Source organism: Corallococcus sp. AB018 (assembly GCF_003986945.1).
Taxonomy (GTDB): Bacteria; Myxococcota; Myxococcia; order Myxococcales; family Myxococcaceae; genus Corallococcus; species Corallococcus exiguus.
Genome location: NZ_RAWR01000061.1, coordinates 22,107 through 44,772, shown reverse-complemented (window position 1 = coordinate 44,772; position 22,666 = coordinate 22,107). Strand labels below are relative to the sequence as shown.

Sequence of the window (22,666 nt, the reverse complement as noted above, 5' to 3'; positions counted from 1 at the left end):
ACGTACGAGGTCGCAAGCGAGCCGAAGCCGCGTGGTTGCTCGCACTCGTCGCCCACAACCTCCTGCTCGCCATAGCGCAAGGCTGGTTCGACGAGTCGGAAGGCTCATTTCTTCTCACGCCCTGAGCCTTCACATCCGCGACGTCAGCCCTCGGAGAGGGTGAGCGACCCCGGCAGCTGTCCTCCGCCGTTGTTGAGCTGGAAGACGCTGAGCTTGGATACGCGTTCCGCCACCACGTCGGGGACATTGTTCGTCTCCGGCGTCAGCAGCAGGGCCATGGCCTCTTCAGGGGTGGCCGCATTGGCGACGTCCACCACCCAGCTCTCCGGCGTGTTGCCCGCGTATCCGGGCTGGCCCTGCTCGATGGCCGTCAGCCAGTCCTTCGCGAGCTGCTGGACCTGCTGTGCCTCCGCGTGGGTGAAGGACACGGAGGCCGTGGTGCCAGTCCCCGTCGTGTTCGGGTAGACGTCCTGGAGCCCGTTCGCGGTGCCGGAGGCCAGGTCCGGAAGGGTGGCCGCATAGGTGTACGTGGACGGGTCCTCGGGGTCCTTCCACTCGCCACTGACCGAGAAGGTGACGGGGCCCTTGGTGCCCGTGTACTGGAACTCCGTCGGGCCACCCGCGTCGTAGGTCGTGGCGACGTACACGTTGCTGTCGATCACGGCCGCGCCCAGGTCGATGGCGAAGGTGACCTCCCGCGTGAGCGTGTCGGAGGCAATCTGCACCGTCGCCGCGTTCGACGTGCCGTTCGCCGGGTCGTTCTTCGGCAGCTCGCCCGTGGCGAGGAATTGGTTGTAGGCCGCCTGTCCCGCCGGCGTGGAGATGTCGAAGTCCACCTGCCGCGAGCTCAACTGCCCCTCCACGCGCCGCGTGTCCGTCGCACCGAACGCGATATCGAACACGCCCAGCTTTCCCTCGAGGGTGCGCGACACCGCCTCCGTGGGGCCGGCGGTGACCCGGACGGTCTTGTCGTCCAGCCGGGTGACGGCGAGGGACATGCCGCTGGCCTTCTCCGTGCTCATCCCCCCGATGGCGCCGAAGATGCCGGAGATGTTCTTGAAGACCACCTCCATCCCCGTGCCCACGAAGGACTCGCCGTTGAGCGTCACGGTGGCGCCCACCGGCAGGTTCTGGGGCAGAGACGGGTTGAGCTGCTGGGCGGCCTGTTCGGGCGAGGTGATGCCCGCCGCGGCCGCGGTCGGCAGCGTCACCTGGTAGCTGCCTCGCACGCCCGCCTGGGCGGTGCCGGTGACGGTGACGTTCGGCGTGTCCGCCTGGAGCTCTCCCTTCACGCCGACCTCGGCCTCCACGCTGAAGGTCGTCATCTCCGCGTCCCGGCTGAAGCTCGCCCCCAGCTCGGTGTAACCGGCCACCTTCATGGAGAAGATGCCCGCATCCACCTTCACCCCCGCCTCGAGGCTCGCGCTCCCGGAGATGCCATTGGGGCCCAGCATCACCGAGCCACTGGCGGCAAAGTCCTTGGAGGCCGTCGGCTTCGCGAGAATCGGCGTGTCGGTGGGGGAGGGCGCGGTGTCCGGCACGTTCAGCGGGTTGCGCTTCGAAGCCCCCGGCGTGCTCCCGCTGAAGGTGTCGGTGGACGCGCTTCCCCAGGACGACGTGCCGCTCGACGGCCGAGGCGGACCTGCTGGCGCCTGTTGCGGTGCGCTCACGGCTCCGCTGCTGGACGGCTTCACGGTGTTGATGAACGGCTGAAAGCTCCGAATCGGCCACTGCATGTGGACTTCCCCCTCTGCGACAGTCAGAGGGGTTGTCGCGCGAACCGCCGCAGCGGACGAATTAAGCCGGGTTAAATCCGTGTCCGGCCGCGTTCTGGACAGCAGGGGCGGGTCGGGGCAGATGTAGGCGTACAGATGACATCCCGTCCGCCCCCTGCGCGCCCCTCCACCGTCCGGATGCAGAAGACGAAGCAGCCCTCCTCTGGAGCCCGGCGTCCCGCTGGGAAGCCCTCCGGAGGCCCGGCCTGGCGTCGCTGGGCGCTCGGCGGGTGGCTGATGCTGGCCCTCTGGTTCGGCGTGGAGGCCGCGCGGCTGCCCGACGTGGGCGCCCTGCGGACGCAGAACCCGCGCACCACCGCGCTCATGGCGCAGCGAGCCGAAGAGGCGCTGGAGGCGGGCACGAAGCCTCGCGTGCGTCAGGCCTGGGTGTCGCTCGGCGCGGTGGCCCCGCACGCCGTGGACGCCGTGTTGTGCTCCGAGGACGCGCGCTTCTACCGGCACGAGGGCGTGGACTGGACCGAGGTGGAGAACGCCTTCGAGCAGTCGGTGCGCGAGGCACGCCTGGGGCGCGGCGCCTCCACCCTCACGCAGCAGCTGGCGAAGAACCTCTACCTCTCCACGGACCGCAGCCTGCTGCGCAAGGGGAAGGAGCTGCTGCTCGCGCGCCAGCTGGAGTCACACCTGTCCAAGCAGCGCATCCTCGCGCTGTACCTGAACGTCGTTGAGTGGGGAGAGGGCGTCTACGGAATCGAGGCGGCGGCGCGCGAGCACTTCGGCGTCTCGGCGCGGTCGCTCAGCGTGGCGCAGGGCGCGATGCTCGCGGCCATGCTGCCCGCCCCGCGTCGCTGGCTGCCGGCGCAGCGGCCCGAGACCCTGCGCACCCGTGCTGGCGTCATCATCGGGAGGCTGGAGCGCGAAGGGCGCATCAGCGCGGCGCAAGCCCGCGAGGCCCAGGCCGAGCTCTCGCGCTTCTTCGGTGTGCCGCCCGCGCCCGGCCTGGTGGCGGACGCCAGCTGAAGAACTTTTCGCGGAGCCGTGCGTGGAAGGTGCCACGTCCTTCTCTTCGAGGTTCTCGTGCGTGCCCTCCGTCCGCTGTTCTGCTGCATTGCCTTCGTCCTGTCCGCCACTCCCGCCCTCGCGCAGTACAACCAGGTGGCGGGTGAGAACGCTCCCATGGAGAGCGTTCGCCGGGTGGTGACGCGCAATGACGGTTCCCAGGAGCTGCGCGAAACGGTGCGCCCCGCGGCCCGTGACGGCTTTGGCAACGCGAAGGGCAACCAGAACGACCTCGCGGTGGACGGCGCCTTCGAAGGTCAGACGGTGGCGGTGCTCCAGTTCTACACGCAGGACTTCGACTTCTCGCTGCCGAAGGCCGCGCTGAAGGAGAAGGGCTTCTCCGTGTACCGCTGGGTCAACAGCGCGCCGGACCCCAAGGAGCTGCGCAAGGCGCTCCAGAAGGCGTGTCAGTTGTGGATCATCTCGGACGAGACGCAGCACCTGACGCCCGAGCACGTGAAGGTCATCAAGGAGTTCTTCGACGCGGGGCACGGCGTGTACATCTGGGGCGACAACTCGCCCTACTACGCGGACGCCAACGTGGTGGGCCAGGCGCTGCTGGGCACGGTCATGGTGGGCAACATCATCGGCGACCAGACGGTCGGCCTGCGCAAGGACGGGGAGGGCCCGGGGCTGCTGCGCCGGCACCTGCTCACCACCGGCCTGGAGTACCTCTACGAGGGCATCACCATCGCCACCATCCAGCCGAGCGAGCAGCTCACGCCGCTGCTCCATGGCTCCGCGGGCAACCTGGTGGCGGCCTTTCATGACAAGGGCGGCAAGCGGGCCATCTTCGACGGTGGCTTCACGCGCCTCTACAACAAGTGGGACACGGCGGGCACCGCGCGCTACGTGAAGAACGCGGCGGCCTGGCTGACCAACGTGGAGCGCTTCGGCAACGCCGTGGTGCGCGCGGACCTGCGCAACACCCAGGAGCAGAAGCCCGCGCCGAAGCAGTGACCCGGACTTGCTCCATACTGGAGCCACGATGCGACCCGACGAGCCTGGCCGGGTGGTGCTGCCCGCGAGGCTCGCGGGAGTGGAAGGGGTTCGCGTCACGGGCGACACCTGGCTGTTCGGCGACATGGCGCTGGTGCAGGAGCTGCTGCACCCGGACATCGTGCTCCTCAACGTGGGTGGCGGGCGCTACGGCATGGACCCCCGGACCGCGGCGCTCGCGGTGCGCAAGTACTTCCGCCCCTCCGTCATCGTGCCCATGCACTTCGGCACCTTCGAGCCGCTGGCGACCGAGCCCCAGGCACGCGAGGTCCTGGGAAGCGACCCGCGCGTGCGCTGGCTCACGCCGGGAATCGCCGCGTCACTCTGAGGCAGGGCCTCCGCCGGAAATCAGGCGTCACGGGGAAGGGCGCGCAGGAACTGCGCATCCTTCCAATCCCAGACGCGCGAAGGATTCTTGTCCACGTCCACCGGCGAGGAGTTCCAGTTGTGGACGTCGTAGGAGTGCGAGGCTCGCCAGTGGACGAACAAGCTGAACACGGCCGTCACGACGAGCGCGCCCGCGAGGACCCGGTGCCGTGAAGGGGCCTCCAGGACCGCCTGCACGGGGAACGCGAGGAAGTAGACGAGGAAGGGCAGCACGTCGGTGAAGAAGCGCGGGCCAATGGAGTGCCCGGCCCACCAGATGAAGAAGGAGGAGATGGCCGCCCAGTGCAGGACCAGGATGAGGGCAAAGGCGACCTCGTAGGGCTCCAGGCTCCGGCTGCGCCACCGCTGGACGAAGCCCACCACGCCCAGCGCCAGGAACGGTGAGAAGGCGAAGAGGCCTCGCGAAGGACTGACGAGGTTGGCGGCCAGGGCCATGAAGAACGGTCCGGCGAGCGGATCCACCGTGTGACGGTAGTAGGGCGAGAACACCGAGCCATAGACAGACAGGTGGTACGCGCAGAAGGGTATCGCGACGAGCGCCGCGCCCGCGAAGTAGGCCGGCAGTTGGCGGCGGAAGCGCAGGGCCATGAACCCGGTGACCACCAGGACGCTGAGGGAGTGCGTGGGCCGGCAGGCATAGGCGGCCGCGACCCAGAGGCCCAGCAGGAACGCGGTGCGCGCGGTCTGCGCGGGCCGGGCCAGCAACAGCATGACGCAGGCGATGGCGAGGAGCCCGGGGCCGTGCTGCCAGAGCACCCGGCTCGCGGTGGAGTACGCCGTGGTGCCCAGACCGAAAAGCAGCACGGTGACGAGCGCCGCCCCCGGGGACACCCGCCTGCGCAGGGTGACGAGGAGCACCGCCGCGGCGGCACAGACGTAGAACGAGGCGATGAGCTGCTCGGTGAGGGCGAACGAGCCCAGGTACTCCCGCCCTGTGTGCCGGAACAGCGTCCGCCAGGCCAGCGCCTCGGCACCGAACGTCCCCAGGCGGGGCAGCACCGGCTCCATCAGGGAGATGAGTCCTTCGGCGGCGGCGAGGAACGGCAGCGCGGAGACCATCACGCCCGGCGGGTACACGTAGTACGTGTGGCCGCCGGCCTCGTTGCGTGCATAGGCGGTCCCCGGGAAGAACCAGTGCCGGAACTCGTCCAGGTCGGTGTTGCCCTCGTGGAGGATGCTGGCCGCGGAAGGGATGGACCACAGCGAGTCCGTCTGCAGCCGCGCCTCGCTCGTGGTGTAGATGCCGAACAGGGCCAGACACATCAGCCAGAGCGCGAGCGTGGAGGACGCGAAGCCACCGCGCGATGAGAGGGATGGGGTCGGCACGGAGGGGTTTCTAGCGAATCCGACAGAAGAACCCCAATCCCACCGCGATGGATCTCTACGACTGGGGGATCCAGGCCGTGCCAGGCTGAGGGCGTGACATGAACAGGCTCAAGCCAAGCCGTGGGGCCAGGAACCGCGCGACGAGCTGTCCCTTGACGCTGTTGCCCGCTGTGTCGAGCAGCGGGGCGAAGGTGCCCAGCCCGCCCTTGCCCGGCGCGACGGCGATGATGCCGCCACCAATGCCACTCTTGCCCGGGACTCCCACGTCGTAGAGCCAGTCTCCGGAGGTCTCATACATCCCCGCCGTGGCCATCACCGCGAGCGTGTGATGACAGACCTCCTCGTCGACGACGCGCATCCCGGTGAGCGGGTTGACGCCTCCGTCCGCCAGGGTCGCTCCCATCACGGCGAGCTCCCTGGCGGTCACCGCCAATGAACACTGGCGCGTGTAGAGCCCGGTCGTCAGGACCGGATCCGCCTCCAGGCGGCCCAGACCGTGGAGCAGGAAGGCGAGCCCCTGGTTGCGGTGATGGGTCTCCATCGCGGAGGCATACACCTCTTCGTCGAGTACGAGCGGGTGTCCGGCGAAGCGCGACAGCCCCTCATGGATGAACCGCCACCGGGCCTCGGGGCTGCTGCCTGGAACGAGCCCCGTGGTCGCCAGCGCTCCCGAGTTCACCATGGGGTTGGTCCGCCCGTCCGGGCTCAGGTCAAGGGCCATGGCCGAATTGAACGGCAGGCCCGTGCCATTGACCCCCAGCTTGCGCCGCACCTCTTCGGGCCCCAAGGCCTGACAGACGAGCGCGAAGACGAACGGCTTGGAGACGCTCATGATGGAGAAGGGATGGTCCACGTCCCCGGCCCCATGGCTGCTGCCGTTGATGCCCACGACGCACGCGCCGAAGAGCCGGGGATCCACCCTGGCGAGCGCCGGGTAGACCTGGGAGCACTGTCCCTCGGTGTTCCCCTGGTGGCGCTGGTAGGCCTCGTCCACCAACGCCCGGACCTGCTCCGCCGCGGGGAGCTGGCCGGTGGAGATGAAGGGGGGCTCGCCTGTCGTATCCATGCGTGAAGGGGCTCGGCTTCCTGGAAGCAGGGGAGAAGCGCAGCTTCCTGTCTGGAAAATTCGTCGCGCCCGGATGCGTGTCAACGTCACATGGATATCTGATTTGTTGCGGATTTATTGTGTTGCATGTTTCAGGGCTCTGTCGCGCTGATTCGCGGGTGGTGTATGTTTCACCGAAACCGCCGGTTGAGACATCTCCCTCCATGTACACCCTCGACGAATCGCTCTGGCCCCTGGCCATTGTCCAGCGTAGCGACACCACGACGGACAGCGAGATGGAAAGCATCCTCCGGAGCCTTTCCAAGCTCATCCACCGGCGCGAGCCCTATGTGCTGATCATCGACTTCTCGCGGTCCCGCCCGCTGACCCATTCCCAGCGGATGCTGCTGGCGGATCATCAGGCCGAGATCGCCGACCTGGCTCGCGAGTACTGCAAGGGGTTCTTCGTGGTGATCAACTCGACCACCGCGAGACTCGCGAGGGCCGTCACCAGCTTCGTCCGTCCTGGCGCGGATCAGCACGAGGAGGTCGCGTCGTTGAACGAGGCGCTCGCGCGCGCTGCGCTCTGCTTCGAGCAGGCAGGTGTGACGAGGGGGGCCATCATTGCCCGCGCCCAGGCGCGCCGGTAGTGGTGGAGCTCTTCTCCGGACGGACGTGAAGCGTCAGCCCGCGGGAGGAAGCTCGCTTGTCTCGGCGAGGAGGTCTTGGAATCGCTTATCGCTGATCAGGTCGCCCCAGGCCGGGTCGCCCTTGGCCCAATGCGTGATCGCGGGTTCCAGCGCCATGGCCTCCTTCAGCAGCTCAAATGCGCGCTCAGGCTCGCGGATCAGTGCTTCCAGACCCGCGAGTCGGACCAAAGCTAGGGCTTCATGAGTGGAGCGGGCGGCTTGGAGCAGGCCTTTGACGTCCCTGAGCTCATCTTCGACCGCCGGGAGCCCTTCCTGCCCGGCTTTGAGCACCAGCAGGTTGTAGGCGGCCCGCCAATTCTTGGGGTCCTCCTGGAGCAGCTTCAGGTAGACCGCTTGGGCGTCATCACGTCGGCCCAGGCGGAGCAACAGGTCTCCATGCGCACTTCGCAGATCCCGGACGCTTGTGGAGACTTGAGCGATGAACTGTTCGCTCCCAATGAGTGCTTCCGCGTAGCGTCCCTGGATCCAATACACCGTGAGCTTCAGCTCTAGCGATGAATGCAGATCGGGAGATGCTTCAAGGGCATGCGAGAGGTCGTCCAGTGCTTCGGTGTACCGTCGCGCCAGGAAAAGGGCCGCGCCGCGGGCCTGATGCGCCAGTCCCACCCCGGGCTGAAGCTTCAGTGCTTGTGTGGATGCGCCATATGCATCCATGGGACGGCGCAACACCAGGCACGCGAGTGCCACCTGAAGATGGTGTGCGGCTTCCGCCGGTTCCAGTGCGACGGCTCGGCTGGCGGCATCCAGGGACTCCTGATTCTTTCCCTGAATCCGCAGGATGGGGGCCTCGATGGTTGCCGCGACGGCCTGTATCCTCCGCGCTGCCTGCTCCTCATCCTCCTCCAGGAAGCGCGGCAGCCGCTCGAAAAGTTCCGGGATCGTCGTGGAGTTCAATCCGCGTTCCGCGAGCATGTTCCGCAGCGTCTCAAGGGGCGGAAGTCTGTCGTTGACTACAGCCGAACTCTTGAGCTGCCGAACCAATTGCAACGCCTTCGAGGAGAGCTGAGAGTAGGTCTCATGGATGCCAGCGAGATCCTTCAGTTCCATTTGCAAGGGAATCCGGCAGGCCACCAACAGCATGTCCTCGGGACTCTCAATGCTGGCATTCCGCAGATCGGCGAGGGCTTCCGGAAGTCGCCCCTCGAGACGATGAATGCTTCCGCGAAGCAGGAAGTTCTGGAGGTTTGGCTTCAACTCCAGAGCGCGATCGAGGTCGGCAATCGCTTCCACCCAATTCCCGCGCGAAAACTGAACGTAGGCACGCCGGGCAAAGACGTCCGCGGACGTCGGTGCGGCAACCATCGCCAGGTGGAAGCCCTCCAGGGCTTCGTCGTATCGGCCCTGTCTGGCCTGAAGCTCGGACCGTTCCATGAGGTGCAGCGGATTGTTGGGCTCCAGGTCAATAGCGAGCGACATGCATTCGATTGCCTGATCCAGATTGGAGCCTTGTTGATGGTGACGGGCCTGGGCAACCGCGGCGATGACCTGGAACGTGGCAATCAGCGGCGCGGCGTCACCCGAGAGAGAGCTGGCGAACAAACCCAGATATTGTTCAAGTCCCGGAGCTTCTTTGAGTTCAGGGAACATCCGGGGGATGAAGAACTTCATGTCCTGAAGCAATTGCTCGGTCGACAAAGGGCTGAGCTGCTCTCGCAGTTCTTTGACGTGCCCCGGGAATCGATTGCTTAGCAGCAGGACCCCTCGCGCCACCTCGGCATGATCCCCCTGGCGCGTGGCTCGGAAGACCGACAGCCAGAGCCCCATGGGGTTCTGGGGATCCAAGTCAATGAGTCGACGCAAGTCCTCATCTGCTTCGTCATGCCGTGACAGGTTGATGAAGGTCAGACACCGGAAGGCATGGGGTAGAGGCAGGTTGGGGGACTGTTCGATGCTATGCGTCAGGTCCCGCAGTGCCTCTTCGTACCGCCATAGGTAGAACAGGATCGTGCCGCGCTCAGCAAAGAGGCTGGGATCCTCTGGTGCCAGTTCAATCGCCCTCGAAAGGTCGGAGTGGGCCTCCTGCAGCAGATGCGCCCGGAAATGGAGGCTGCTTCGCCAGTTGAGAACGATTGCGGATGTCTTCGGTTGGAGGATGTCTTCTTTCAACAGTGCCGTGCATGTCTTCATGGCCTCCTGGTACTGGCCATTCTCGGCCTGCATCAGGGTGGTGACGAGCCGTTCACCCCAGCGGCGCTCGACTGCGACTCCGGCGTCTTCCTCCGCGGACTGGAGTGTTTTTGCCCAGTCCCGTGCGAATGAGGTCTTGACCTTCCATGCCTGGAGGAATCCCTCCAGCGCGAACGCCCTGAACCGATGAGGGTTCTCACACGTCCGGTGGTAGAGCACCTCCAGGGCGTTGTCCCGCCACACTTCGTCCTGAAACTGCTTCGCCTCCGCCAGTGCGAGCTCCTGTTGGCGTTGTTCGTAGTAATTGGCCAGTCGCTGGTGAAGCTCAGACCAACCCTTGGGCGATTCCTGCCGCTTGTAGTTGAGCATCAGCAGCCGGATCTCGGGGTGGTACTCCCAGCCCTTCTCACAGGTCAGGACGAAGGTACGCTTCTTCATCCAGGTGAAGGCGGGATCCGTGCTTCCGGGGGCCGTCAATGCGGCCAGTACGTCCCGGTTCAGCCAGCGCGGAAGCGCTGCATCCAGTGCGATGGTCTGATAGTGGGACTCCACGCCCTTGAGGAAATGCTCGACGATGTGGTCGTGGGGATCGAAGGAGGCTTCCTTGCCGGCCGGTGCACTCGCAAGGAACTCCACGAGGACGGGAATGCCCCGGGACCGCTTGAAGATATGGGTCGCGTCGCGGGGATGCGGGTTCACCCCCCTGCGCTCCAGAAAGGTGCGCGTCTGCACCTCCGTGAAGGGCTCCAGGTGCATCCGTGAGATGTAGGGCTCAAGGTCGGCCCAGGATGAGCGAGAAAGTTGGCTCTGTCCGGCAATGACGAAGAGCAGCGCCGCGGGTGTCCTTCCATAGGCATCGGTGAGGAGAAGATTGCGGAGCCACTCGTCGAGGAACTCGGCGGAGCGTTCGAACGCGTCGAAGAAAAGAACCACCTGCTGCTTCTTGCAGGCCTCGCGCAGTCCATCCAGCCACAGGGGAGTCAGCTCAGCGATCGGGTCCCGCAGCAGACGGATGTCGTCCTCTCTCTTTATCTTGCGCGTGACGAACGTGAGCACATCCGCCATCTTGGAGCCCAGGTCATCCGCGCTGAGCAGGGGAATCAGGGCGCTCACTCCCAGTGCCTGTGTCCCCACCCACAAGCCCGCCCGGATCGTGGCTTTGGTGAAGAATTCGAGAGCTCCCCTGGGAAGCTCGGGATCCTTTTCGAGTTCCGCGCGGTGTTGCTGGTAGGTCCGGTAGCGCTCCTCGAATGCCTTGAACTTGAGCCCCTTTGCCTGGAGTTCCTTGGCGAGCTTCGCCAGGACGTCCACGACGCTGCGCTGCGAGTCGCCACAGAGCGCGACGCAGCACTGCTGCTTTTCGGCGTGCTGCATGAAGGCCTGGATCAGGAAGGTCTTGCCGACGCCACCCTGGCCATGAACATTGAAGATGAGCCGGCGGGCATCGTGGGGCTGGGCCAGGTTCTCGCAGAAAGAGCGAACCTCGTCGCCCCGCCCGACGATCTCCTCCTGGAGCTTCTTCTGGCGCTGCTCCTTCACCAGGTCCTGGAAGCTCTTGGTCCCTTCAGCGCTCATGGATGCCTTGCCGGAATAGAGCGACCGGTGGGGACGCCCGGCTTGCGTGCATACCGGTTCACGCATCGGATGCAAGTCCACTTCCGGGGGATATCCGGTGGGTTGTCGGAGCGAGGAGCACCCCTTGGGGGACGCTCCCATGCGCTCAGTGACGGCACCACGCCAGCCCGTCCCCTCAACGGCGCCGGTTCTTCCGATGCTTCCTTTCGGGCGCTCAGGTGCGCGCGCCGTGGCTACAGCACTTCCTCAAGGGCCCCCTTCCAGCTGTAGTTCCCGGGCTGCTTGCCCGCGATGGAGCTCTTCGCCGGGTCGATGTGGATGGTCAGCACGCTGCCGTCGAGCGAGACCTTGGTCCCTTCCGTCGACAGCTTGCAGACCGTCTGGGTGACGGCCTCCTTCACCGCCGCCTTGCCATCCGGGGTGCCGCAGACCTCGACGAGGGTGCCCACGGCGGACTGGCAGGCGCTCTGGGTCCGATCCTTCATCGGGTCGAAGGCGGGGTAGGTCGACCTGTCGTAGCTGCTCTTCAAGGACGACCGGCAGGCCTTGTTGACCGCGTCCTCCTTCTTCTTCAGCTCCGTGTCGTAGGTGGCCCAGCCGTTCTTCTGGGCCACGGTGAGACGCGCGGGCTTGGAGGACTCGTCGGCGATGGCGAGCGAAGCGACGAGGCAGAGGCAGAGGGACGGAATCCGGAACATGAAGGCTCCTGGTGGAAGCGGCTCGCGGGAGTGCGAGCCGCCGTTCCCCCAGGGAAGGAGCCCCCGGAATTCTTTTGCATTCTTCTCGCGGGTATCAGCCCTTGCGCGCCGCGTTGATCGCCGCGATGTCGATCTTCTTCATCTCCATCATCGCGGCGAACACCCGCTTGCGCGCGGCCGGATCCGGATCACTCATGCCGTCCGTCAGCGCGGCAGGGGTGATCTGCCACGAGATTCCCCACTTGTCCTTGCACCACCCGCACTGACTTTCCTGCCCGCCGTTGCCAACGATGGCCTTCCAATAGCGGTCCGTCTCCTCCTGGTCCTTCGTGCTGATCTGGAACGAGAAGGCTTCGTTGTGCTTGAAGGCGGGACCGCCATTGAGGCCGATGCACGGAATGCCCAGCACGGTGAACTCCACCGTGAGGGCATCCCCCTCCTTGCCATCCGGGTAATCGCCCGGTGCGCGGTGCGTGGCGCCAACAGAGCTGCCGGGGAAGGTGCGGGCGTAGAACGCAGCCGCTTCTTCGGCATCGCGTTCGTACCAGAGGCAGATGAGGGCCTTGTTCACGGGGTTCGTCATGGTTGCGCTCCTTGGGCTCACTCGCCCTTGCTTCCTACAACACCAAATGCTGCACCCGAGGGGTCCGTTGCGACGACAATCCAGTCGCCGCCAGGCACCTCGTGCGGACCTTGCAGCACCTTGCCGCCGTTGGCGGTGATGGCGCGCTGCGCCTCGGCGACCGAGGGCACGCCGAAGTAGAACAGCCAGGTGCCGGTGGGGCCGGGGTTCTCGGCGGGCTTCTGCATGATGGCGCCAAGCCGAACGCCGTCGTGGTCGACGAAGCAGTAGTCGCCCATCGGGCCCATGGGCATCACTTCGTTGAACTGGAAGTGGAAGTGCTTCGCGTAGAACGTCTTGGCGCGCGTGAGGTCGGGGCTGGCCAGTTCGTTCCAGCGGATGCGCTGCGACGCCTTCACGTCGAAGACGTCGCTCTTCGCATCGGGCTTACCGGGCGGTGGAATCGGCGCCATCACGTAGAAGGGCGTGCCCATCGGGTCGGCGACCATCGCGATCTTTCCGACGGGCAGATCCATGCGCGGCATCAGCACCCTGGCACCATCGGCGACCATGGCCTGGATGGACGCATCGACATCGGCCACGTGCAGATAGCCGAGCCAGCAGGGCTGTGCGCCATGCTGCACCATGTCCTGTGAAAGGCGCAGCACGCCGCCAGCGGAGCCGCCATCGCCGCGCATGATCATGCGGTAGTCCTGTCCGCTCGGCATGGACTCGGACGGGGCCGTGATCTTCCAGCCAACGACGGCGCCATAGAACTTCGCGGCGGCGTCGGGGTCGTGGGTCATCAGCTCGTACCAGATGAAGCTTCCAGTGCTCATCGTGTCATTCCCTTCGCGAACGGATGGAACTCTGCTCCGGACCGATGTGGAGGGTCCGCGCGCCCGCGTCGAGCAAGACCTTCGTTCCTTTGCATTCTTCCTGACGAAGCCGGGTCGCCATGTCGCGGTGCGGCAAGTTCTGCCGCGTCGGCGCGAACAGAGGAAACATTCCCTCTCGATGGTCGAGAATCAAGAAAACCATGCGAACCAACGCCCACCACCGCCCCCTCCACGTCGGATCCACTGGCAACCGCGTTCAGAAGGTCGAGGAGCGCCTGAAGTCGGCCGGTTACCTGAAGGGGACCGCCGACGACCGCTTCGACGCCAAGACCGCCAAGGCGGTGGTCGCCTACAAGCGCGACAACGGCTGGGAAGGGAAGCCGCAGGGGGTCGTCGGCGAGCGGATGGACCAATCGCTGAAGCGCATCAGCGCCACCGCCACTCCCGGGACTGAAGGCAGCACCACCGCCCAGGCCAGTGCAGCCGGTGGCAGCGACAGCAAGAGCAAGACCCCGTCGCAGCTCAAGGGCGCGACCTACAACGTCGAGCGCGACCGCAATCCCCAGGACGTGAAGAAGTGGCTGGGTGACTTCGCCAAGAAGAACAAGCTCGACTTCGTCCAGCTCCAGGAGATCAACGGCTACCACAAGGCCCTGGAGAACATCCCCGGCTACCACCTGGTGACCTTCCCCGGGGCCAAGGACCATGGCGAGACGGGCATCCTCGTGAAGGACAGCCTGCTCCAGGGGCAGAAGACGTCCATCCAGGGCGAGGGCGGCGGCTGGACCACCGTGCGTGGTGGCCATGCTCCGCCGCGAGCGGCCACCGCGGTCAAGCTCGCGGGTTGGCTGCAGGTGGTCTCGGCCCACCAGCCGCCCTCGGTCGACTGGAAGGGCGGGGAGCCCGTCGGGCCGAAGAACCGCGTGAGCACCTACAAGTCACTCTCCGAGAAGCTGCTTGGCTTCGCACAGCGGAAGATCGCGAAGAACCCCGACGAAGGTCTGCTCATCGGCGGCGACTGGAATGAGCCGGCGTCGACGAAGGGGAAGTGGTCGCCCGGCTGGATTGCGCAGCAGGCGGGCATGACCACCCATGGCGGTGTGGAGAGCCACGGCCACGGCAAGATTGACTATGCGATGTCCTACGGGTGCAAGGTCTCGAACGTGAGGGCCGGTCCGACGGGCGGCTCGGATCACAACATCGTCATGTACACGGTGAGCCGTCCGAAGGGTAAGGGCTGAAACAGCCTCGGGAGCCCGCTTGGGCGGACGACCTGACCGTCATCTTGGGTTTGATTTGAATCCTGGGCTGCGGGCTTCGCCTGTCAGACGCGTGAGGCGGCCTGCGGCATCGAACGGAGCCCCGCCTTCGTCCTCGTTCGCTAACGAGAAGTGAGGGAAATGGCGCTACAGTGGGCGGGCAGATGTCCGAACCCACGTCACGGCGCTCCCGAGCACGGAGTCTTCTCCCGAAGGCACTCCTGGTGCTGGCCTTGGCCTTGACGGCCGTCTGGTACCTCAGCCCCTGGTACTCTTTCTCGGTGGGCAGGACCTCCGCCCAGCCGCTGCGGTCTCCCTTCATCCACGGCCGTTCATGGTGGGTGGGCTGGACCGACGCGCGATTGATCCGGCTTCATATCGCCAGCGCCACCGGGATCGGCCCCACGCAACCCGGGCCGACCTCGGATTGGGAGGTGAAGTTCCTCAGTCGCCGCCACTCCACCAGCTGGACCTACCAGCTGCCCTGGAAGCGCCAGCTGAGCTTCTCCTTGGACCCCCACCCCGAGCGTGGCAGCGCCGATGCGACGCGGCTCATCGTGGAGTTTCCGGCACTGCTGCTGGTCCTGCTCGCGTGGGTCGCGGTCGTCCGCGCCAGCAAGCAACCCGACGCGCAGGCGTCTCCGGAGTCCGAAGCGTAGCGGCGCGACCTTGAAGTGAATGAGAAGGGAGCCCGCGCCCATTCAGCCCCTGAAGGGGGGGCCGGAACAGCGTGGACTCGCGCAGGGAGGCGGCCAGCGCGGCGATGTCGTCCGACTGGCCGTCCACCTCCTCGGCGTCGAAGGTCTCCTTCAGGCGGTCCATCACCTCCGCGTGGCCGCGGGAATGGTAGTGCCCGTGGATGCTGCTGCCCTGGAGCACCTGGAAGGCGCCACAGAAGCCGTGCTGGTGGATGTCGGTGGTGCCGTCCACCCAGTAGTACAGGTCGATGAGCAGGCGGGCGTCGGAGAACACCGTCAGCGCGGGCTGGCCGAAGCCCGGACGCGTGGTGAGCTGCTTTGGGAAGTCACGCGTCCCGTAGAGCCACTCCAGGGGCTCCAGCGTCTTGAACGCCTGATGCGGGGCCAGCTCCCGCAGGACCTCGGCCGCGATGTCGGGAAAGGCCTCCTCGCTGTGCTGGACCTTCATCCACCGCTCATGGAGGAGCCTCCCCATGTCCTGGAAGATGCGCATGCGCTTTCCCCGCTCACCGGCGTGTCCGCATCCCATACGAAATGAGGCTGCAATCCTGGCTCGATTCCTTTCAAAAAAGCCCTCATCGCGCTTGGGCATCCGAACCGTGTATAGGCTGGCGCGCGCATGACGACCCTCACGACGAAGCTGTGTGTCATTGGCGGCGGCCCCACCGCGGTGGCTGCCCTCTTCGAGGCCCGGGCACGTGGCATCCCCGCCCTGGCCCTGGAGTCTGGCGCCACCCCGCTGGCCTCGCTGCATGCCCATATCGAGGGCCTCGTCTACCTGTCGCCCGCCTCGCACTGGGAGGTGGGCGGCCTGCCGCTGGACTGCCGCGACGCGCTGGAGTGCGAGCGCGAGGACGTGCTGCACTACTACGCACGCGTCATCCAGATGGGGCGCCTGGACATCCGCTGCCGCCACCGCTGCGTGGGCCTGCGCCCCGACGCGGATGGAGTGACGGTGGAAGTGGAGACGCCCGAGGGCCGCATCGAGGTGCGCGCCGAAGAGGTGCTCGTCACCGCCTGGTATGAGCGGCGGCCCCTGCCTCCAGACTCAGTGGCGCCCGGCTCGCGCGTGGAGGTGCGGGAGGGGCTGCGCTCCGCGGCGGAGGTGGCCGGCCAGCGCGTGGCGGTGCTGGGCGGTGGCATCTCCGGCTTCGAGCAGGCCGGGGCGCTGATGATGGCGGGCCAGCCGGTGACGCTGCTGATGCGCGGCGAGACGCGGGGCATGCACCGGTTGCCGCACTTCGCGCGGCTGGTGGAGGCGACGGGCTCGCGGCTGGTGCCGAACGCCAGCGCGGTGCGCGTCACCCGCGAAGGCGTCACGTACCACGAGGGCGGCGAGGCGCGTCATCTGCCATGCGATGTGCTGGTGGCCGCGTGCGGCGCGCGCCTGTCCCCGCACGTGCTGGAGCTGCTCACGCGCGCGGGAGTGCTGACGGGGGACGAAGTGCGAGGGCTGAGGGAGTCCGTCAGCCTGGAGGAGGCGAAGCAGGCGCACCCGGATTGGACCGCGGCGGAGCAGGAGCGCCTGGCGGTGGAGTCCCGGCCGGACCTGTGGCCGCTCGTCTTCGAGGGTCGCCGCCGCGTGCGGCTCGCCGGGGGGCCCCTGCACGTGGGGGCCTCCAACGCGGGGGTGATGGTGTCCATCGCCACCGCCGTGTTCGCGGTGCGCGCGATGGCGGGCGCGCGGGTGCCCCCGTGCATGGCGCCGCCGCTGGCGCGGGCCCTGCTCAACCTGGAGGCCCTCCTCCAGGTGCTGCGCGAGGAGGTGCCGCCCGCGCGCGTGGAATCGCTGCGCCCGCTGGCGGTGGGCTCCTGGAGCCGCGCGTGGGTGCACCCTCATCTCCTGGAGCGCCCCACGGCGCAGAGCGTGGAACGCACCACCGGCCTGGATCCGACCCGCTTCCTGCTGCCCCCCGGGCTCGGCGCCAGCGACATGGAGCGGGAACTGCTCGGGCTCGCGGATGGCACCACCAGCATTGCTGAGATTGCCGACGCCAACGAGATGACGGACCCGGCGGAGCGCGCGAAGCTTGTCGCCACCTTCCGCAATCTGTGGTCGCGCAACGTGCTCACGTGGCTGCCTCCACAGGACGCGGAACGCTGATAAGTGATTGGGGCAACGACCAGGAATTCCAGGTGGCTTCGTAATTCGTTTCGACCGCGCAATTCCGTGCGGCCTTACATCGAGAGACGAATCATGAAGAAGCCCACCAAGAAGCTGACGCTGTCGAAGGACACCCTGCGCGCGCTGAACGAGACCGAGATGAAGCAGGTTGCCGGTGGCGCCCCGACCTCCGTCGTCGCCTGCACTGGCACGGATCCGACCGAGGCCACCGTCTGCTACACGAACGCGCTCTGCCAGACGGGTGAGTTCTTCGGCTGCTGTTTCTGATGCGTGCGCCATGCGCTCGGAGGTGAGGTCCGCTTCCGAGCCATGGTGAGCGATTGCCCCGGGCCGGTGCTCGCCGGCCCGGGGCGTTTCCCGCACCTGGTTCCGAGGTCCGCCGCGATGTCCCAGCTCCGCCGCCGCGCTCCCGAGGGGCAGCGCCCGCCTCCCGCCGAATTCCTGATGGAACCGGCGGACTTCTTCGTCCTGCGCACTCCGCTCCTGCCCTTCGACGCAATGGAGCACTGGAACTCGCGGCTCACCGCGCCGCACGCCACCGAATCGCTCGCGAAGGCGCTGGACGCGGATCGCGCGCTGTTGCGCACGAGGCTGCGCGCGTACGTGGAGCGGCCGGAGGTGCGTGAGGCCCTCTTCGTCGCGTCGCCTTCGCTGGAGGAGGAGCTGCCGCTCTGGTTCCAGGCGCCGGACAGCGAGTACGGCCTCAAGGTGGAGCAGGCCCTGGTGCGCTACTTCCTGCGCATGGCGGGGCGCTGCACGCCCTTCGGCCTCTTCGCGTCGTGCTCCGTGGGGCACCTGGGAGCGCGCACGCACCTGGCGGTGGCGGACGTGCGCGAGTGCCAGCGCGACACCCGTCTGGACATGGACTACCTCACGCGACTGGTGGAGGCGCTGGTGCGCCACCCGGCCCTGCGCGAGGTGCTCCGCTACCGCCCCAATGGCAGCCTGTACCGCGCGGCCGGGCGGCTTCGCTACGTGGAGACGCGGCACGTGGGCGCGGCGCGCCGGCACCACCTGTCCTCGGTGCGGCCGGATGCGTACCTGGAAGCGGTGCTGGAGCACGCGCGCGCAGGGGCCCGGCCGGAGCAGTTGGTGCGGACGTTGGTCGCGCTGGACGCGGAGGTGGATGCACAGGAGGCCGCCGGGTACGTGCGCACGCTCGTGGACAACGACCTGCTGGTGCCGGAGCTGGCCGTGCCCGTCACCGGGCCGGAGCCGCTCCCGTACCTGGTGGCGCGGCTGCGCGTGCTGGCGCATGAGGCGGGTCCCGGCGAGGCCGCGCAGGTGGCGCTGGAGGCGGCCACATGTCTGGAGGACGTCGGAGATCAGCTGGCGAGACTGGATGCGGAGGGTCCCGGCCGGTCGAAAGAGGCCTACCTCTCCATCGCCACTCGGCTCGAAGCGCTTCCCGTGAAGGTGGAGCTCCCGCGCCTCTTCCAGGTGGACCTCTACCGTCCGGCGCCCGGCGCCACGTTGGGACCGGAGGTGCTGGCGGAGGTGACGCGCGCGGTGGAACTCGTCCGGCGCATGGGGCCCCAGGCGGGCCGCTCGCCGCTGAGCGCGTTCTGCGAGGCCTTCACGCGCCGCTACGAGGGCCGCGAGGTGCCGCTGCTGGAGGCGCTCGACGAGGAGTCTGGCGTGGGCTTCCAGGTGTCCAACGCTCCCGCCGCGGATGGGGCGCCGCTGTTGCGCGGGCTGGCCTTCCCCTCCTCGACGGATGCGGGAGGGACGTTTGGTGCGCGCGAGCTGCACCTGATGCGTCGGCTGACCGCCAGCCCGGGCGCCCGCGTGCTGACGCTGGGCGAAGAGGACCTGAAAGCGCTGTCCTCGGAGAAGCCCGTGCCGCCGCCAGACGCGATCTCCGTGGGCTTCAGCGTGTTGGCCGCATCGGACGAGTCCTTCGCGAGCGGGGACTTCTCGCTGGTGCTGCGCGGCGCGGCAGGACCCTCTGGCGCCAACACCCTGGGCCGCTTCTGTCATGGGGACCCGGCGCTGCGCGACGCGGTGGAGCGGCACCTGCGAGCCGAGGAGGCGCTCCGCCCGGACGCCGTCTTCGCGGAGGTGGTGCACCTGCCGGAGGGACGCATTGGCAACGTGCTGCTGCGGCCCCAGTTGCGCGGGCACGAGATTCCCTTCCTGGGGGCCTCTGGCGCGCCCGACGCGCAGCAGCTCCCGGTGGAGGACCTGCGGGTGTCGGTGGTGGATGGGCGCGTGGTGTTGCGCTCGAAGCGGCTGGGCCGCGAGGTGCTGCCGCGACTCACGACCGCGCACAACTTCGCCCGAGGCCTGGGCGTCTACCGCTTCCTGGGCATGCTCCAGCACGAGGGGCGCGCGGTGGGCCTGTCGTGGAACTGGGGCGTGCTGGAGGGCCTGGACTTCCTGCCGCGGGTGGTGTCCGGCCGGGTGGTGCTGTCGCTGGCGAGGTGGCGGCTGGGGCCGGACGTGCTGAAGCCGCTGGGCGCGGCGCGCGGCGAGGAGTGCTTCCGGGCCGTGCAAGCGCTTCGCGAGCGGCTGGGCCTGCCGCGCCACGTGGCCTTGGTGAATGGCGACAACGTGCTGCCGTTGGACCTGGACAACGTCCTGTGCGTGGAGACGCTCGCGTCGCTGGTGAAGGACAGCACCCGCGCCGTGCTGCGCGAGCAGCTCGTCGGGCCGGACTCGCTGTGCACTCACGGTCCGGAGGGGAGATTCGTCCATGAGCTGTTCCTCCCCATGGTGCGGCGCCAGGAGCCCACGGCTTCCGTGCCTGCCCCGCGCAGTGGTCCATCCGCCGGTGTCCCCCGGCACTTCGCGCCGGGCTCGGAGTGGCTCTACGCGAAGCTGTACGCGGGCACCGCTGGCGCGGATGACGTGCTGTGCGACGCGGTGACGCCGTTGGTGGAGCAGCTCGTCCGCGAGGGCGTGGTGGACCGCTGGTTCTTCATCCGCTTCGAGGATCCAGACTGGCACGTGCGCCTGCGGCTGCACGGGGATCCGGCCCGCCTTCACCGCGACGCACTGCCGGCGCTCTCCGCCGCGGTGGCACCGCTGGCGCGGGCCGGTGTGGTGTGGAAGGTGCAACTCGACACGTACGAGCGAGAGCTGGAGCGCTACGGCGGTCCGGAGGGCATGGCCCTGGCCGAGGAGTTGTTCCACGCGGACAGCGAGGCGGTGCTGAAGCTGATGGCACTGTTGGATGGGGACGCGGGCGCGGAGGCCCGGTGGCAGCTCACCCTGCGGGGCATGGATCTGCTGCTGGAGGACCTGGGCCTGGATGCGCGCGCGAAGCTGACGGTGGCCGAGCGTTCCCGCGACTTCTTCGGGCGGGAGTTCCGCATGGACACGGCCTTCACGCACCAGCTCGGTGCCCGCTACCGGCAGGCCCGCGCCGCATTGGAGGCGGCCTGGGCGCCGGACGCGGAAAGAAGCCCGCTGCTCAGTGAGGGGCTCGCCGTGCTGCGCGAGCGCTCGGAGCGGCTTGTCCCCGTGCGGCGGCGCCTGGAGGTGGCCTCGCGCGAGGGCCGGCTCGGCGTGTCCCTGCCCACGGTTGCCGGCATCCACCTGCACATGCACGCCAACCGGATGCTGCGCTCCGCGGCGCGCGCGCAGGAGCTGGTGCTCTACGACTTCCTCGCCCGGACCTACCAATCCCAGCTCGCGCGCGCCCGCGCGCAGGAGCCACGCCCATGATGGCCCATTCCATCCGTCCCAATCAGGAGGCCCCCCGGTGGCGGCCGCTGCTCACCGGAACTCTGGCGGACCAGGCCGCGGAGACGGTGCGTGCCATCACCACCGAGCTGCACAAGCCCTTCACTCACAAGGGCATGCGCATCGCGGAGCGCTTGTCGAGTCAGGCGCTGCTGCACGGCTACCTGGCGCGCGTGTGGCCCGGAGGGGATGACCCGGAGCACGCGGCGCGCTTCCTGGACGGTGCGCTGGAGGAGGTGGGGCGCCAGTGGATGCGTCCGGCGCTGCACGGCGGCTTCGTCCAGGTGTCGTGGGTGATGCAGCACCTGGGCGCGCACCTGCTGCCGGATCAGCTGGGCGCGGAGGAAGATCCGCTGGAGGAAGTGGAAGCGGCGCTGGAGGACGCCCTGGGCGTCGAGCATTGGGTGCAGCACTACGATCTCATCGCCGGGCTGGTGGGGCTGGGCGTCTTCGCGCTGGAGCGGCTTCCGGGGGCCCGGGCGCGCCGGTGCCTGGAGCGCGTCGTCCACCACCTGCTGGCCGTGTCGGAGTTGGGGCCGCAGGGACGGGCGTGGCGGACCCCTCCGGAGCTCATCCCCACGACCACCCGCAAGAAGCAGCAGGATGGCGGCTACAACCTGGGCGTGGCCCACGGCAACCCGGGCGTGGTGGGCCTGCTGGCGGCCGCGTGGGCGCACGACGTCGACCGGGCGCGGGTGGGGCCCGCGCTGGAGGAGGCTGTGCGGTGGCTGCTCGCGCAGCGGCAGCCCGCGAGTTCGCTGTCCGCCTTCGCCTACTACGCGGACAACGAGGTGCGGCGCTCCCAGGTGTCGCGGGGCGCGTGGTGCTACGGGGATCCGGGTGTGGCCGCGACGCTGCTGATGGCCGCGCGCGCGGTGGGCAAAGCGGAGTGGGAGCGGGTGGCGGTGGAGACGGGCCTGCGCGCGGTGCGCCGGCCCGAGGAGACGCGCGAAGTGATGGACGGCGGGCTGTGCCACGGCGAGGCGGGGCTGGCGCACCTGTTCCACCGCATGTACCGGCTGACGGGGGAGGAGGCCTTCGGCCGCGAAGCGCGCGAGTGCTTCGCGCGGCTCGTGGCGCGGCGCGTGCCCGGCGAAGGCGTCGGTGGCTACGCGGCGTGGTTCCCTCGCGAAATCTACACGGACCGGGTGGAGGACAACGCCAGCTTCCTGACGGGCTCGGTGGGCATCGCGCTCGCGCTGCTGGCGGCCATCAGCGACGAGGAGCCGGCGTGGGACCGGATGCTGCTCGCGTCCTTCCGCACGCCGCTGGAGTCGCGACATGGCCGCTGAGAAAGGGAACACGCCCTTCAGGCACGAGGCCCTGGAGCGCCATGCGCGCGGGCCCGCCGCGGAGCCGGTGCGGCTGGAGCACCCGAGCTGGGTGCGCTGGCTGCCGCTGCCGTTGGAGGTCGCGATCGCGCTCCTGGGCCTCTTCGCGACGCGCGTGCCGGTGGCCCGCGTGGTGAGCGTCCCAGGGGTGGTGGAGGTGTTGTCCCTGGGCTCGCCCACTGCTCCATCGCCCGGGAGCGACATGCGGACGCGGCTGTTCTTCACCGTGCCCGAACAGCACCAGGGCACGCTGCGTCCGGGGCTGCGAGTGCGAGCACGGACGGCGCAGGGCATGCGCGACTACGAGGTGGAGTGGGTGGACACGGGGACGCGAGTGCCAGAGGCGTTGAGCGGGAGGCTGGCGCCGGGCATGCTCGTCCGGGCGCACGACGTTTCGTCGGCGGGCGGCGACGCGCCAGGCACCCCGAACACGGTCGAAGTGCAGGTGGGCACGGAGTCGCTGGCGGCCGCGCTGTGGGCGCAGGCTCGCGGCGGGCGGAGGTGAG

The 22,666-nt window shown here is 68.1% G+C and carries 19 protein-coding genes; 11 read left to right on the top strand and 8 right to left on the bottom strand.

The window, feature by feature from the left end:
- Window positions 1-143 precede the first annotated feature (143 nt).
- Window positions 144-1,541: a hypothetical protein gene (locus D7Y11_RS15210; RefSeq protein ID WP_126934064.1), complete on the bottom strand. Its 1,398-nt coding sequence runs from the start codon at window positions 1,539-1,541 to the stop codon at window positions 144-146.
- Here D7Y11_RS15210 and D7Y11_RS15205 point away from each other — a divergent pair.
- From D7Y11_RS15205 to D7Y11_RS15190, 4 genes are all read left to right on the top strand, one after another.
- The gene (locus D7Y11_RS15205; RefSeq protein WP_126934063.1) at window positions 1,531-1,713 is read left to right on the top strand and encodes a hypothetical protein; all 183 of its coding nucleotides are present in this window, start codon (window positions 1,531-1,533) and stop codon (window positions 1,711-1,713) included. The genes D7Y11_RS15210 and D7Y11_RS15205 overlap by 11 nt on opposite strands.
- A 158-nt stretch (window positions 1,714-1,871) precedes the next feature.
- Window positions 1,872-2,753, top strand: a complete 882-nt coding sequence (gene mtgA / locus D7Y11_RS15200; protein ID WP_126934062.1) for a monofunctional biosynthetic peptidoglycan transglycosylase — start codon at window positions 1,872-1,874, stop codon at window positions 2,751-2,753.
- 57 nt (window positions 2,754-2,810) lie between these two features.
- Window positions 2,811-3,752, top strand: a complete 942-nt coding sequence (locus D7Y11_RS15195; protein WP_120577319.1) for a hypothetical protein — start codon at window positions 2,811-2,813, stop codon at window positions 3,750-3,752.
- A 28-nt stretch (window positions 3,753-3,780) separates the two neighbouring features.
- The gene (locus D7Y11_RS15190; RefSeq protein ID WP_126934061.1) at window positions 3,781-4,119 is read left to right on the top strand and encodes a hypothetical protein; all 339 of its coding nucleotides are present in this window, start codon (window positions 3,781-3,783) and stop codon (window positions 4,117-4,119) included.
- A 20-nt stretch (window positions 4,120-4,139) separates the two neighbouring features.
- Here the strand turns inward: D7Y11_RS15190 and D7Y11_RS15185 are convergent, their stop codons facing one another.
- A complete protein-coding gene (locus D7Y11_RS15185) occupies window positions 4,140-5,504 on the bottom strand; it encodes a hypothetical protein (RefSeq protein ID WP_126934060.1) in 1,365 nt (454 codons plus the stop codon).
- Window positions 5,505-5,559: 55 nt separating this feature from the next.
- Window positions 5,560-6,570, bottom strand: a complete 1,011-nt coding sequence (glsA, locus tag D7Y11_RS15180; protein WP_120577322.1) for a glutaminase A — start codon at window positions 6,568-6,570, stop codon at window positions 5,560-5,562.
- 203 nt (window positions 6,571-6,773) lie between these two features.
- Here glsA and D7Y11_RS15175 point away from each other — a divergent pair, with 203 nt between their 5' ends.
- Window positions 6,774-7,199: a hypothetical protein gene (locus D7Y11_RS15175; RefSeq protein ID WP_120577323.1), complete on the top strand. Its 426-nt coding sequence runs from the start codon at window positions 6,774-6,776 to the stop codon at window positions 7,197-7,199.
- Between the two features lie 33 nt (window positions 7,200-7,232).
- Here D7Y11_RS15175 and D7Y11_RS15170 read toward each other — a convergent pair whose 3' ends face one another.
- The 4 genes from D7Y11_RS15170 to D7Y11_RS15155 form a co-directional block, all read right to left on the bottom strand.
- Complete coding sequence (locus D7Y11_RS15170; RefSeq protein ID WP_233597067.1) at window positions 7,233-11,027, bottom strand: ATP-binding protein; 3,795 nt, start codon at window positions 11,025-11,027, stop codon at window positions 7,233-7,235.
- Between the two features lie 167 nt (window positions 11,028-11,194).
- Window positions 11,195-11,659, bottom strand: a complete 465-nt coding sequence (locus D7Y11_RS15165; RefSeq protein WP_120577325.1) for a hypothetical protein — start codon at window positions 11,657-11,659, stop codon at window positions 11,195-11,197.
- Between the two features lie 94 nt (window positions 11,660-11,753).
- Window positions 11,754-12,242 carry a VOC family protein gene (locus tag D7Y11_RS15160; RefSeq protein WP_120577326.1) on the bottom strand — a complete coding sequence of 163 codons (489 nt, stop codon included), beginning with the start codon at window positions 12,240-12,242 and terminating at the stop codon, window positions 11,754-11,756.
- Between the two features lie 17 nt (window positions 12,243-12,259).
- Window positions 12,260-13,060, bottom strand: coding sequence for a VOC family protein (locus D7Y11_RS15155; RefSeq protein WP_120577327.1), 801 nt, complete (start codon window positions 13,058-13,060; stop codon window positions 12,260-12,262).
- Between the two features lie 200 nt (window positions 13,061-13,260).
- Here D7Y11_RS15155 and D7Y11_RS15150 point away from each other — a divergent pair, with 200 nt between their 5' ends.
- Entirely contained in the window at window positions 13,261-14,301 is a 1,041-nt protein-coding gene (locus D7Y11_RS15150) for a peptidoglycan-binding protein (protein ID WP_158624415.1), read from the top strand.
- A gap of 570 nt (window positions 14,302-14,871) precedes the next feature.
- On the opposite strand, the gene D7Y11_RS15145 is transcribed toward D7Y11_RS15150, so the two are convergent.
- Entirely contained in the window at window positions 14,872-15,510 is a 639-nt protein-coding gene (locus tag D7Y11_RS15145) for a hypothetical protein (protein WP_120577329.1), read from the bottom strand.
- A 126-nt stretch (window positions 15,511-15,636) separates the two neighbouring features.
- Here D7Y11_RS15145 and D7Y11_RS15140 point away from each other — a divergent pair, with 126 nt between their 5' ends.
- The 5 genes from D7Y11_RS15140 (at window position 15,637) to D7Y11_RS15120 (ending at window position 22,665) form a co-directional block, all read left to right on the top strand.
- Window positions 15,637-17,121, top strand: coding sequence for an NAD(P)-binding domain-containing protein (locus D7Y11_RS15140; protein ID WP_120577330.1), 1,485 nt, complete (start codon window positions 15,637-15,639; stop codon window positions 17,119-17,121).
- A 93-nt stretch (window positions 17,122-17,214) separates the two neighbouring features.
- Window positions 17,215-17,409 (top strand): class I lanthipeptide, encoded by a 195-nt coding sequence (locus D7Y11_RS15135; protein WP_120577331.1) that lies wholly within the window; start codon window positions 17,215-17,217, stop codon window positions 17,407-17,409.
- A gap of 117 nt (window positions 17,410-17,526) precedes the next feature.
- On the top strand, window positions 17,527-20,811 hold the full coding sequence (locus D7Y11_RS15130; protein ID WP_233597065.1) for a lantibiotic dehydratase: 3,285 nt from the start codon (window positions 17,527-17,529) through the stop codon (window positions 20,809-20,811).
- A complete protein-coding gene (locus D7Y11_RS15125) occupies window positions 20,808-22,121 on the top strand; it encodes a lanthionine synthetase C family protein (RefSeq protein WP_120577332.1) in 1,314 nt (437 codons plus the stop codon). Before D7Y11_RS15130 ends, D7Y11_RS15125 begins: the two co-directional genes overlap by 4 nt.
- Window positions 22,111-22,665, top strand: a complete 555-nt coding sequence (locus D7Y11_RS15120) for a hypothetical protein (RefSeq protein ID WP_126934059.1) — start codon at window positions 22,111-22,113, stop codon at window positions 22,663-22,665. Before D7Y11_RS15125 ends, D7Y11_RS15120 begins: the two co-directional genes overlap by 11 nt.
- Window position 22,666: the final 1 nt, after the last annotated feature.